Origin of the sequence: Streptomyces sp. MZ04, from assembly GCF_004684775.1 — a bacterium.
Classification (GTDB): domain Bacteria; phylum Actinomycetota; class Actinomycetes; order Streptomycetales; family Streptomycetaceae; genus Streptomyces.
Genome location: NZ_SRIC01000246.1, coordinates 1 through 12,696, shown reverse-complemented (window position 1 = coordinate 12,696; position 12,696 = coordinate 1). Strand labels below are relative to the sequence as shown.

The following is a 12,696-nucleotide window of genomic DNA, read 5'->3' as shown; positions in this document are numbered from 1 at the left end:
CCCACAGGGCGCGTCGTCGACATTCTGGTCCTCCCCCCAGCCGCCCGCGCCGGCCGCTGCCGGTACGTCACGACTGTCATGTCTTGATCCATTCTGGCACCGGCCTCCAGCTCCGCCCCCTCCTCCGGTCCGATCCTCGGTCTGGGACCACGGTCCTGGTCGGCGGCCCCGTACGGCCCTTGCTCCCAGTCCGCTTCTCGTTCCGGGCTCGGACGAATCGCCGGATCCGCGCTGATGAGCTGGTCACCGGCCGGGAGAACTCGGCGCTCCACCCACTGCCGGAGGACAACGTGATCCGCGCCCTGACCGGGTTCTCCACCCGCAATCCATGGAAGGTCATCGCCCTCTGGGCGGTGATCGGCATGTTCCTGACCCTGCTCAGCCAGGCACTCGTCCACCGCGTCACCGAGACCCAGAGCGGCGACTTCCTGCCCGCGAAGTACGACTCGGCCGCCGCGCTGAAGATCGCCGAGGAGCGGTTCGGGGTGCAGCCCGACGCCAACGCGGTGACCGTCCTCGTCGCCCGCGAGGACGGCAAGCCCCTCACCGGACCCGACCACCGCCGCGTCGGCGCCGTCGCCGAGAAACTGGGCCGCCAGCGGGTCGAGATGCCCGAGCCGAAGGAGGACACGCCCTCGTTCCTGACCGAGGACCACTCCCAGACGCCCGAGGTCAGCCCCGCCATGGTCGCGCCCGACCGCGACTTCGAGCTGCTCTCCGTACAACTGACGGGCAACTCCACGGACCCCGGCCTGCACGACCTCTACCGCGCCTTCCGCGACGAGGCGAAGGACGCGTTCGCCGAGGCCGGGATGCGTACCGGATTCACCGGCGGTCTCGCGGACCTCGTCGACACCGGCGACGCCGAGGAGACCACCGGGAAGGTCGTCGGCATCCTGATGGTCGGCCTGATCGTGCTGATCAACATCCTGGTGTTCCGCAGCGTCCTCGCCGCGTTCGTTCCGCTGCTCGCCGTCGTCATCATCGGCGGCGCGGCGGCGGGCGCTGTCGTCGGCGCCGCGATGCTCACCGGCATCAAACTCGACCCCTCCACCCCGAGCATGATCAGCGTCGTCCTGATCGGCATCGGCGTCGACTACTTCCTCTTCCTCCTCTTCCGCTTCCGCGAACAGCTGCGAGCCCACCCCGACGCGCCCGCGCGGACCATTTCGGGCGAGGTCAGCGCCCGCGTCGGCACCGCGATCACCTCGGCCGCCCTCACCATCGTGGCCGCCTTCGCGACGCTGGGCATCGCGACCTTCGGACAGTTCCGTGTGCTCGGTCCGGCGATCGCCGTCTCGGTGCTCGTCATGCTCCTTGCCGGCCTCACGCTGATGCCCGCGCTGCTCGCGGTCACCGGGCGCAAGATGTTCTGGCCCTCACGTTCCCTCAAGCGCGAGCCCCGGCCCGGCGCGGCCGCCCGCGTCGGCGATCTCGTCGCCCGCCGCCCGTTCACCCTGGTCCTTGCCTCCGTCGCCCTGCTCGGAGCGCTCGCGGCCGGACTGGTCGGCATCCGGATGGACTTCGGGCAGACGACCGGTGAGCAGGACACCCCGGCCGCGACCACCGCCGCCGAGATCTCCCGAGCGCTGCCCGCCGGAGTGTCCGACCCGACCACCGTCTATGTCACCGCCAAGCAGGGCCGCACCCTCACCGCCGAGGGAATCGGCGCCCTGCCCAAGGCCCTCGCCGAGGTCAAGGGCGTAGGCCAGGTCGGTAAGACCGCCCTCAACGGCGACCGCACGGCCGCCCGTATCGACCTCTATCTGACCGCCGACACGCAGAGTCAGCGGGCCCGCGACCTCGTCTCAGGACCCGTCCGCGACACCGTCGCCGACCACACTCCCGCCGGGACCGAAGCCCATGTCGGCGGCACGGCCGCGATCTTCGCCGACATCTCCACCGCCGTCGACCACGACTTGAAGATCGTGTTCCCGGTCGCCGCCGCGCTGATCGCCCTCATCCTGCTCGTCCTGCTCCGCAGCCTGCTCGCCCCGGCCATCCTCATGATCGCCGTCGGTCTCGGCTTCGCAGCGACCCTCGGCGCCTCCGCCCTCGTCTTCCAGCACCTTCTCGACAAGCCGGGCGTCAACTTCGTTCTGCCGCTGGTCCTTTTCCTCTTCGTCGTCGCCCTCGGCACCGACTACAACATCCTCATCAGCGACCGCATCCGAGAGGAGATGGAACACCCGGGACCGGCCCGCGCAGCCGTCGCCCGCGCGGTGCGGCACACCGCGCCCGCCATCGCCACGGCGGGCGTCGTCCTCGCCGCGTCCTTCGGCAGCCTCGGCGTCAACTCCAACTCCGGCACCCAGCAGATCGGCTTCGCGACGGCGCTGGGCATCATGCTCTCCGCCTTCGTCCTCTCCATCGTCCTGGTGCCCGCGCTCGCCGCGATCCTCGGACGCAGCACCTGGTGGCCGGTCCGCCCGGGGCGAGCGCAGGGCCGCCGGCACGCCGAGCCCATGGCTTCCCGGCCGCACCGCGACCGCGAAGCCGTGCACTGACCGGTACTAGCCGTGCACTGACCGGTCCGAACGGACCGGCTCCGGGTGACGTCACGGACGGGTCGCGCGCTCCAACTCCAGGAGTACGGAGTAGTAGTGACGGCCCGTCGCGTGGTCCATGCCGACCTCGCACATGCGGTTCGCCGAGAGGTGCGCGTCGAAGTCACGTGCCGTGACCTCGGCCGCCTCCTTGCGGGTCGCCGACTCCGTCAGCTCCTTGTGCAGCATGCCGCGGTCGCCGGCGAAGGCGCAGCACCCGGCGTCGTCCGGGACGACCACTTCGTCCGCACAGGCCTCGGCCAAGGTCCGCAGCTGTGCTTCGTCGCCGAGGTGGTTCATGGAACAGGTGGGGTGCAGCACGGCGGAGCCGACCGTGCGGTACACCGTCAGGTGGGGGAGCAGCTCGTCGGCGGCCCAGACGAGGGAGTCGACGATGGTCAGTTCCCGGTGCAACTGCCGGTTGTCGTCGGTGAGGTAGGGCACCACCTCGTGCGCGATGCCGAGCGTGCAGGACGAGGCGTCCACGACCAGCGGCAGCCTGCCGCCCGCCGTCCAGCCCCAGGCGGCCTCGACGATGCGATTGGCCATCACGGTGTTGCCCGCGCCATACCCCTTCGAGTTCCAGATCGTCGCGCAGCACGTCCCCGCGACATCGTCCGGAATCCAGACCGGCCTGCCCGCGCGCGTGGAGACGGCGACCAGCGCCTCGGGCAGCGAGCGGTCGCCGGGGCTGCCGAAGATGCGGTTGACGCACGCCGGGTAGTAGACGGCGCTCGCGCCCACGCGCGTGGTGTACGGCAGCCGGCGGGCGGCCGCTCCGGGGATGGCCGACAGCCACTCGGGGATCAGATCGGGGCGTACGGCCTTGCGCGCGGCGCGGGTCACTGTGGTCAGGAGCCGGTCGCTGATCCTGTCGGCGGCGGCCACGGCAAGCCGGGCGGAGGCCTCGACCGCCTTGAAGTTCTTGGCGGCGAGCGCGGCGGCCCGCTCCTCGCGCGGGGAGTGCCGCGCGTGCCGGAACTCCTTCATCAGGGCGCCGGTGTCGATGCCGACCGGGCAGGCGAGCTTGCAGGTCGAGTCGCCTGCGCAGGTGTCCACGGCGTCGTAGCCGTACGCGTCGACCAGGCTGTTCTCGACCGGTGAACCAGCCGCCTGGCGCATCATCTCGCGGCGCAGCACGATCCGCTGGCGCGGTGTCGTGGTCAAGTCCTCGCTGGGGCAGGTCGGTTCGCAGAAGCCGCACTCGATGCACGGGTCCGCGATCAGCTCCACCTTGGGGATCGTCTTCAGCCCCCGGAGATGGGCCTTCGGGTCGCGGTCCAGGACGATGCGCGGCGCGAGCACTCCGTCCGGGTCGATGACCTGCTTCGTGCGCCACATCAACTCCGTGGCCTTGGCGCCCCATTCGAGCTCGAGGAAGGGGGCGATATTGCGTCCCGTCGCGTGCTCGGCCTTCAGCGAACCGTCGAAGCGCTCGACGGTCAGCCGGCAGAAGTCGTCCATGAAGGCGGCATAGCGCTCCACGTCCGACGGCTTTCCCGCGTCGAAGGCGAGCAGGAAGTGGAGATTGCCGTGCGCGGCGTGCCCCGCGACGGCCGCGTCGAAACCGTGCCGCGTCTGGAGGTCGAGGAGAGCCTCGCAGGCGTCCGCGAGCCGCGCCGGCGGCACCGCGAAGTCCTCCGTGATGAGCGTCGTCCCGGAGGGACGCGACCCGCCGACCGCCGTCACGAACGCCTTGCGTGCCTTCCAGTAACCCCCGATCGTCTTCGCGTCGCGGGTGAACGCGTTCGTCACCGAGGCGACCGGCGCGACCAGTTCGAGCCCCTCGACGACCTCGGAGGCGGCCGCCTCGTACGCCTCCTGGCGCGCCTCGTCCGGTGCGCGGAACTCCACCAGGAGCGCGGCCGTCGACTTCGGCAGCTGCCCCCAGTCGGCGGGCACCCCCGCGACACTGGTCGACGCGCGCAGCGTGTTGCCGTCCATCAGCTCGACGGCCAGCGCGCCCGCCTCGTTGAACAGCGGGACCGCCGAGGCGGCGGCCGGAAGAGACGGGAAGAACAGCAGGCCCGTGGTCACCCGGCGGTCCAGCGGAAGCGTGTCGAAGACGACCTCGGAGATGAAACCGAAGGTGCCCTCGGAGCCCACCATCAGACCCCGCAGGATCTCCACGGGCGTCGCGCCGTCCAGGAAGGCGTCCAGGCGATAGCCGTTCGTGTTCTTGATCTCGTACTTGGCGCGGATGCGGGCGGTGAGCTCCGGGTCCGCCTCGATCTCGCGCTTGATCGCCAACAGGCCCTCGCAGAGGGCGGGTTCGGCGTGCGCCAACTGATCGTCCGCGTCCGGCTCCGCCGTGTCGACGACCGTGCCCGACGGCAGGACGAAGGTGAGCGAGGCGACCGTGCGGTACGAGTTGCGGGTGGTGCCCGCCGTCATCCCGGAGGCGTTGTTCGCGACGACCCCGCCGATCGTGCACGCGATCGCGCTCGCCGGGTCGGGGCCAAGGACGCGTCCGTGCCGGGCGAGCGTGGCGTTGGCCCGCACGACCGTCGTCCCCGGGCCGAGCCGCACCCGCTCGCCGTCGCCGATGACCTCGACGCCCGCCCAGTGCTCGCGCACGTCGACCAGGATGTCCTCGCCCTGTGCCTGGCCGTTGAGTGAGGTGCCCGCCGCGCGGAAGACCACCTCGCGGCTCCTGCCGTGCGCGTACGACAGGACGGCGGAGACGTCGTCGATGTCCTCCGCGACGACCACCACCTGCGGCACGAAGCGGTAGGGGCTCGCATCGGACGCGTACCGCACCAGGTCGGAGATGCCCGTCAGGACCTTGTCGGCGCCGAGCAGCGCGGACAGCTCCGAGCGCAGCGGCTCCGGAGTGCCCGTGGACCGCCGGTCCGGCACGCGGTCGGGCGCCGGAGCCTCCGTGCGCGACGTGGGGCGCAGGGCCTGCGGCTTGGGCTCCAGCAGCGGCATGGGCTCTCCTCGGCGAGGTCGGCGGTGTCGGCGGCGGTCTCAGCGGCGGCGGACGTCCGGCACATCGAACAGCGCGTTCAGCAGGCCGCCGAGCTGGGTGCGCTGCTCGGCGTCCAATGGAGCCAGGATGTCCTCTGCGGCGGCCCGGCGCGCGCTGCGCAGCTCCCTGAGCGCACCGCGTCCGGCGTCGGTGAGCTCGATGCGGATCACCCGGCGGTTGGTGGGATCGGGTACGCGACGGACGAGGTCACTGGCCTCCAGGCCGTCCACCAGGCTCGTCACCGCGCGCGGGACCACCTCGAGGCGCTGGGCGAGGTCGGCCATGCGGGGCGGCGTCTCGCAGTGCGCGAGGGTGCGCAGCAGACGGGACTGGGCCGGGGTGATGCCGATCGGCACCAGATGGCGCTTCTGGATGCGGTGCAGCCTGCGGGTCAGCCGCAGCAGCTGTTCGGCGAGCAGGCCGTCGGCGTCCGGGGTGTTCATGCGGGAACATTATCAGGACCTTGTGCATTGTGAGTATAGGTAACAGTGAGCTATGCTCCATCAGTCATCGTCGGCTCGTGGACCGTTCGTCATGGGCGGCCCGCGAGCCGACGGCCGCCTCACCTCCCGTAGGAGCCCATGCGTCACGACGAACCCCGGTGGACACCGCAGCCGCCCTTGGTCCCGGGCCAAGAGGAGCAGCCTCGGCAGATCCGCCGCATCCTGCGCCTCTTCCGCCCCTATCGCGGCCGCCTCGCGGTCGTCGGCCTCCTGGTCGGCGCCGCGTCGCTCGTCTCGGTCGCCACGCCCTTCCTGCTGAAGGAGATCCTCGACACCGCGATCCCGCAGGGCCGGACGGGCCTGCTCAGCCTGCTCGCCCTCGGCATGATCCTCAGCGCGGTCGTCACCAGCGTCTTCGGCGTCCTGCAGACGCTGATCAGCACGACGGTCGGCCAGCGCGTCATGCACGACCTGCGCACGGCCGTCTACGGCCGGCTGCAGAGCATGTCGCTCGCCTTCTTCACCAGGACCCGCACCGGAGAGGTGCAGTCCCGCATCGCCAGCGACATCGGCGGCATGCAGGCGACGGTCACCTCCACCGCCACCTCCCTGGTCTCGAACCTCACCAGCGTCGTCGCCACCATCGTCGCGATGCTCGCCCTCGACTGGCGCCTCACCGTCGTCTCGCTGCTTCTGCTGCCCGTGTTCGTGTGGATCAGCCGCCGTGTCGGCCGCGAGCGCAAGAAGATCGCCACGCAGCGCCAGAAGCAGATGGCCGCGATGGCCGCCACGGTCACCGAATCGCTGTCCGTCAGCGGCATCCTGCTCGGCCGCACCATGGGCCGCGCGGACTCGCTCACCAAGTCCTTCGCCGACGAGTCCGAGCAGCTGGTCGACCTCGAGGTCCGGTCGAACATGGCGGGGCGCTGGCGCATGGCCGTCATCACGATCGTCATGGCCGCCATGCCCGCCGTCATCTACTGGACCGCGGGCCTCGCGTTCCAGCTCGGCGGCCCGACGGTCTCGATCGGCACGCTCGTCGCCTTCGTCTCGCTCCAGCAGGGCCTGTTCCGGCCCACGGTGAGCCTGCTCTCCACCGGCGTCCAGATCCAGACCTCGCTCGCGCTCTTCCAGCGCATCTTCGAGTATCTGGACCTGCCCATCGACATCACCGAGCCGGAGCACCCGGTGCGCCTGGACACGATCAAGGGCGAGGTCCGCTTCGAGGACGTCGAGTTCCGCTACGACTCGGACGGCGAAACCGACGGCGACACCGACAGCGACAGCGACAGCGACACCGACAACGACGGCGGCGCGGACGGCGGCACGAAGAAGAACCGGAGCCGCGCGATCCTCGACGGCATCGACATCACCGTTCCCGCGGGCGGCAGCCTGGCCGTCGTCGGCCCCACCGGCTCCGGCAAGTCGACCCTCAGCTATCTCGTGCCACGGCTGTACGACGTGACGGGCGGCCGTGTGACCATCGACGGCGTCGACGTGCGCGACCTAGACTTCGACACGCTGGCCCGCGCGGTCGGCGTCGTCTCCCAGGAGACGTATCTCTTCCACGCCTCGGTCGCCGAGAACCTGCGCTTCGCCAAGCCCGACGCCACCGACGAGGAACTGATCGCGGCCGCCCGCGCCGCCCAGATCCACGACCACATCGCGTCCCTGCCCGATGCGTACGACACCGTCGTCGGCGAGCGCGGCCACCGCTTCTCCGGAGGCGAGAAGCAGCGCCTCGCCATCGCCCGTACGATCCTGCGCGATCCGCCCGTGCTCATCCTGGACGAGGCCACCAGCGCCCTCGACACCCACACCGAACACGCCGTGCAGGAAGCCATCGAGGCCCTGTCCGCCGATCGGACGACGCTCACCATCGCCCACCGGCTCTCCACGGTCCGTGGCGCCGACCAGATCGTCGTCCTGGACGCGGGCAGGGCCACCGAGCGGGGCACCCACGAGGAGCTCCTCGAGCGGGACGGCCGTTACGCCGCTCTGGTCCGCCGAGACGCCCAACTGGAGCCAGCGACATGAAGATATGCACGGAATGTCCGTATGTGCGGGATACCGTGCCCGCATGCTGCAGACCAAGACTCCGCGCCGGGGCGCGATTCGACTGACGCGTCGGGGCCGGATCGCCCTGATCGTGACCGGAGCCGTCGCGGCCGCCACGGCCGTGGCGGTGCCGCTTCTCCTCCCGGACGACAAGCCGCGCCCCGAGTCGCTGACCATCCCCGAGGGCTGGCGCTCGGGCCAGGTGTACGGCGCCATCGACAAGGCACTCGGGGTGCCGTCGGGCACCACGAAGAAGAGCCTGCCCAAGGCCGACCTCAAACTCCCCGGTGACGCGGGCGGCAACCCCGAGGGCTACCTCTTCCCGGCGACGTATCCGATCAGTTCCCAGTCGACTCCGGCGTCCGTTCTGTCGTACATGGTGAACACGGCGACCAAGAGGTTCAACGGCGGTCAGGTCACGGCGGGCGCCGACCGTAACGCGGTGAACATCTACCAGACCGTCACCATCGCGAGCATGATCGAGGCCGAGGCCGGATCCAAGGCGGACATGGGGAAGGTGGCCCGGGTCATCTACAACCGCCTCGACCAGGGCATGCCCCTGCAGATGGACTCGACGATCAACTACGCCCTGAACCGGTCGACGCTGGACACCCGCGACAGCGACACAAAGATCAACAGTCCGTACAACACCTATGCGCGCATGGGTCTGCCGCCCACCCCCATCGGCAACCCCGGCGAGGAGGCCGTGCGTGCGGCGACAAGCCCGGAGCAGGGCGACTGGCTGTACTTCGTGACGGTGAAGCCGGGCGACACCCGCTTCACGTCGAGCTTCGAGGAGCAGCAGAGGAACGTGGCGGAGTTCAACAAGAACAAGCAGTCCGCCAGTTAGCGAACCGAGGGCGGGGGATCGCCCCCTTCGGGCGGTGATCCCCTCTGCTGTCGCCAGTTGTCCGGAGCCGCGCCGCGATCGGCAGGGGCGACGAGGCGGTGCCGGGCATCGAACGACCGGGCGTCGTGCGCTACGCACTGCACCGCAGCTACGCGCCGCTGGAGAGCGCGGGCCGACGCCCGGGTGTGCTCGTCACGCCCACGTTCGAGACCGAGGGGCTCGGTGTGCGGCGCTACTTCCCGTACAAGAGCCTGGAGAACATCCCCGCACCCTGAGCCGAGCGCGACGCCGCACCGCCGATGCGGCGTCACACCGCGACCGGCACCCCGTCAAGCAGCCGCCGGATGTCCCGCACGGCCGCCCGTCCCGCGCGGTTCGCGCCGATCGTGCTGGCCGAAGGCCCGTACCCCACCAGGTGGACGCGGGGGTCGGCGACGGCCCGAGTGCCCTCGAGGCGAATGCCGCCCCCCGCCTCGCGCAGCCGCAGCGGCGCCAAGTGCTCGATCGCCGCCCGGAATCCGGTGGCCCAGAGAATCACATCGGCGTCGACCCGCTGCCCGTCGTCCCACTCGACGCCGCTCGGCGTGATGCGGTCGAACATCGGCAGCCGGTCGAGCACTCCGTCGGCCCGCGCCCGCCGGATGGCGTCGTTGACGGGAAGTCCGGTCACGGACACCACACTCCGCGGCGCGAGCCCCTGCCGCACCCGCTCCTCGACCATGGCGACGGCCGAGCGCCCCCAGTTCTCGTCGAACGGTCCCTCGCGGAAGACGGGCGGCCGCCGCGTGACCCAGGTGGTCTCGGCGGCGTACGGAGCGATCTCCATCAGATGCTGGGTGCCGGACGCCCCGCCGCCCACGACGATCACCCGCTGCCCCTTGAAAGCCTCGGGCCCCGGATAGACGGCCGTGTGCAACTGCCGCCCGCGGAAGGTGTCCTGGCCCGGATAGCGCGGCCAGAACGGCCGGTCCCAGGTGCCCGTGGCGTTGATCAGCGTCCGCGTCGCCCAGGTCCCGGCCGAGGTCTCGACGAGCAGCCGCCCACCGTCACCCTCGCGCACCTTGTGTACGTCGACGGGGCGGCGCACCCGCAGGTCGAAGCGCCGCTCGTAGGCGTCGAAGTACTCGCGGATGACGTCCGACGAGGGGCGCGAGGGGTCGGCGTCCGTCAGTTCCATGCCGGGCAGCGAGTGCATGCCGTGCACTTTTCCGTACGTGAGCGACGGCCAGCGGAACTGCCATGCGCCGCCGGGCCGGGGCGAGTGGTCCAGGACGACGAAGTCCCGGTCCGGCTCGAAGCCGACCCTGCGCAGATGATGGGCGCTGGACAGACCTGCCTGCCCGGCGCCTATGACGACCACGTCCACCTCTTGTGCCGCCTGCTGTGCGGCCGCGTCCCGCGCCCCGATGTCGTTCACGTTTCTGCTAACTCCATCGGGGCCCGGGATCTTCCCGCGCGCCGCACCCGCCGGTCAGTGGACCAGGGAGACCAGGTCAGCGGCCTCCGGCCACCAGCAGCGGCGCACCACCCGGAGCGGACGCCGGACGTCCGTTCACCGCGGGGACCCCGGCCAGCTGCGAGGCCGGAATGCGCGGCAGCAGCCCACGCGCGGCAAGGTCGGGGATCACGCCCTCCCCGAACCAGTACGCCTCCTCCAGGTGCGGATAGCCCGACAGGACGAAGTGCTCGATGCCGAGGGCGTGGTACTCCTCGATCCGGTCGGCCACATCCGCGTGACTGCCCACCAGCGCCGTGCCCGCGCCGCCCCGCACCAGGCCGACCCCGGCCCACAGATTCGGCGAGATCTCCAGGCCGTCGCGGGAACCTCCGTGCAGCGCGAGCATCCGCTGCTGGCCCACGGACTCGCTGCGGCCGAGCGCCTGCTGTGCGGCGGCGACGGTGTCCGGGTCGAGATCGTCCAGGAGCCGGTTCGCCGTGGCCCACGCCTCGGCGGCGGAGTCACGGGAGATCGTGTGCAGCCGGATCCCGAAACGGACCGTGCGCCCCTCCTCCTCCGCGAGCCCGGCAATCCAGTCGATCTTCTTCTTGACCTGCTCCGGCGGCTCGCCCCACGTCAGATACACATCCGTGTGCCGCGCCGCGACAGGACCGGCCGCCGCCGACGAACCACCGAAGAAGATCTCGGGCAGCGGGTCCGGCGGCAGCGCGGTGAGGCCGCCCTCCACCTGGTAGTGCTCGCCGTCGAAGTCGAAGGGCCGGCCGCCCCAGACTCCCCGGACGATCGAGAGGAACTCATCGGTACGGGCGTACCGGCGATCGTGGTCGAGATGATCGCCGAAGCGCCGCTGCTCGGTGGAGTCGCCGCCCGTGACGACGTTCAGGAGCAGCCGTCCCCGAGTGATCCGCTGATACGTGGCCGCCATCTGCGCGGCGAGCACGGGGGAGATGACACCGGGCCGGAACGCCACAAGGAACTTCAGCCGCTCCGTGTGCTGGGCGAGCGCGACCGTCGTCAGCCAGGCGTCCTCGCACCACGTTCCGGTCGGGGTGAGCACCGCCTCGAAGCCCAACTGCTCGGCCGCCTTGGCGATCTGGATCAGATAGTCGATGTCGGGCGCCCGCACGCCGCTGACCGGTGTGACGCGGGAGCGCTTGATGCCGCCGTCGGTGTAGGCGTGCCGGTCGACGAGGGTGCGCCCGTCGCCGCCGGTCGGCAGGAACCAGTTGAGGTGGACGGTCATGGTCAGGACTCCTTGCCGTAGGTGCGCGGCTTGCTGGTGGAGGGCGGCAGGTCGCCGTTGAAACGGGTGTCGACGAAGTCGCCGAAGTCGATGCGGCCCGGAATCAGCTTCAGATCGGTGAAGGTGTCCGCGATCTCCTGCTCGGAGGCGATCGCGTTCTTGTCCACGGCCACCGGGACCCGGGTGCCGTTGCTGCGCTTGACCGCGTCGAGCGCGACCTCGTACGGAAGGCCGGTGTCCTTCGCCCAGACCTTCGCCCACGCCTCCGGGTGGTCGTGGACCCAGTCCTGCGCCTTGCGCAGCCGCTTCAGGTAGTCGGCGATGGCCGCGGACTTCTTCTTGTCCCCCAGCGCGCCGGGCGCGGCCACCTGGAAGTTGAGGCCGTTCACCACACCGTCGCCGTCGGTCAGGACGCGGCCCTGCTTCCCTTGCAGGACCTGCGAGGTGTACGGGTCCCAGACGGCCCACGCGTCCACCTTGCCGCTGGTGAACGCGGCCAGCGCGTCGGCCGGCTGCAGATACTTGACCTTGACGTCCTTGAAGGCGACCCCCGCCTCCTTCAGCGACGCGATCAACTGGAAGTGCGCCGACGACCCCTGCGTCACGGCCACGGACCTGCCCTTGAGATCCTGCGGCTTCTTCAGGGGCGAGTCGTCCGGGACGAGGATCGCCTCGCCCGCCGCCGTGCCGTGAGTGGCGGCCACCACGGAGATCTTCGAGCCCGCGCCCGCCGCGAAGACCGGCGGCGTGTTGCCGACGGCACCGATGTCGACGGCCTTGGCGTTGACGGCCTCCAGGAGCGGCGGCCCGGAGGTGAAGGTCGACCAGCGGATCTTGTACTTCAGGTCGTCGAGTTCCCCGGCCGCGCGCAGCACGGCCTCCGAACCACCCTTCTGGTCACCGACGTTGAGGGTGAGCGAGCCCTTTCCGTCGGTGCCGCCGCCCGCGCCGCCCGCCGATGTACCGGCGGACGAGGTGCCGGAGCAGGCGGCGAGCAGCAGGGCCAGGGGGAGGAGCAGGGAGGGGGCGGCGAGGTGTCGTCGCATGGCGAGTCCGTTCGGTGTGTTCAGGGGGTTCGGTGTGTTCGGTTCGGTGTGTTCAGGAGGGGGAGGGTGCAGGTGCAGGT

At 70.8% G+C, this 12,696-nt stretch carries 9 protein-coding genes; 4 read left to right on the top strand and 5 right to left on the bottom strand.

The genetic code is table 11. The annotated features are described in order from the left end of the window. Nucleotides 1-290: 290 nt before the first annotated feature. Nucleotides 291-2,507 (top strand): MMPL family transporter, encoded by a 2,217-nt coding sequence (locus E2651_RS33800; protein WP_135335072.1) that lies wholly within the window; start codon nucleotides 291-293, stop codon nucleotides 2,505-2,507. 51 nt (nucleotides 2,508-2,558) lie between these two features. Here E2651_RS33800 and E2651_RS33795 read toward each other — a convergent pair whose 3' ends face one another. Together E2651_RS33795 and E2651_RS33790 are read right to left on the bottom strand one after the other, a co-directional pair. After that, entirely contained in the window at nucleotides 2,559-5,477 is a 2,919-nt protein-coding gene (locus E2651_RS33795; RefSeq protein ID WP_135335071.1) for an FAD-binding and (Fe-S)-binding domain-containing protein, read from the bottom strand. 39 nt (nucleotides 5,478-5,516) lie between these two features. Next, nucleotides 5,517-5,960 carry a MarR family transcriptional regulator gene (locus E2651_RS33790; RefSeq protein WP_135335070.1) on the bottom strand — a complete coding sequence of 148 codons (444 nt, stop codon included), beginning with the start codon at nucleotides 5,958-5,960 and terminating at the stop codon, nucleotides 5,517-5,519. A gap of 138 nt (nucleotides 5,961-6,098) precedes the next feature. Between E2651_RS33790 and E2651_RS33785 the strand changes: the two genes are divergently transcribed. The 3 genes from E2651_RS33785 (at nucleotide 6,099) to E2651_RS44310 (ending at nucleotide 9,143) form a co-directional block, all read left to right on the top strand. After that, on the top strand, nucleotides 6,099-7,997 hold the full coding sequence (locus E2651_RS33785) for an ABC transporter ATP-binding protein (protein ID WP_135335069.1): 1,899 nt from the start codon (nucleotides 6,099-6,101) through the stop codon (nucleotides 7,995-7,997). Between the two features lie 46 nt (nucleotides 7,998-8,043). Further along, nucleotides 8,044-8,868 carry an endolytic transglycosylase MltG gene (gene mltG, locus E2651_RS33780; protein WP_135335073.1) on the top strand — a complete coding sequence of 275 codons (825 nt, stop codon included), beginning with the start codon at nucleotides 8,044-8,046 and terminating at the stop codon, nucleotides 8,866-8,868. Between the two features lie 98 nt (nucleotides 8,869-8,966). Continuing rightward, nucleotides 8,967-9,143, top strand: a complete 177-nt coding sequence (locus E2651_RS44310) for a hypothetical protein (RefSeq protein ID WP_167828971.1) — start codon at nucleotides 8,967-8,969, stop codon at nucleotides 9,141-9,143. A gap of 32 nt (nucleotides 9,144-9,175) precedes the next feature. Here E2651_RS44310 and E2651_RS33775 read toward each other — a convergent pair whose 3' ends face one another. The 3 genes from E2651_RS33775 to E2651_RS33765 form a co-directional block, all read right to left on the bottom strand. Beyond that, nucleotides 9,176-10,285 (bottom strand): NAD(P)-binding domain-containing protein, encoded by a 1,110-nt coding sequence (locus tag E2651_RS33775; protein ID WP_135335068.1) that lies wholly within the window; start codon nucleotides 10,283-10,285, stop codon nucleotides 9,176-9,178. A gap of 76 nt (nucleotides 10,286-10,361) precedes the next feature. Continuing rightward, on the bottom strand, nucleotides 10,362-11,570 hold the full coding sequence (locus E2651_RS33770) for an LLM class flavin-dependent oxidoreductase (RefSeq protein WP_135335067.1): 1,209 nt from the start codon (nucleotides 11,568-11,570) through the stop codon (nucleotides 10,362-10,364). A gap of 2 nt (nucleotides 11,571-11,572) precedes the next feature. Next, a complete protein-coding gene (locus E2651_RS33765) occupies nucleotides 11,573-12,616 on the bottom strand; it encodes an ABC transporter substrate-binding protein (RefSeq protein WP_135335066.1) in 1,044 nt (347 codons plus the stop codon). Between the last annotated feature and the right edge of the window lie 80 nt (nucleotides 12,617-12,696).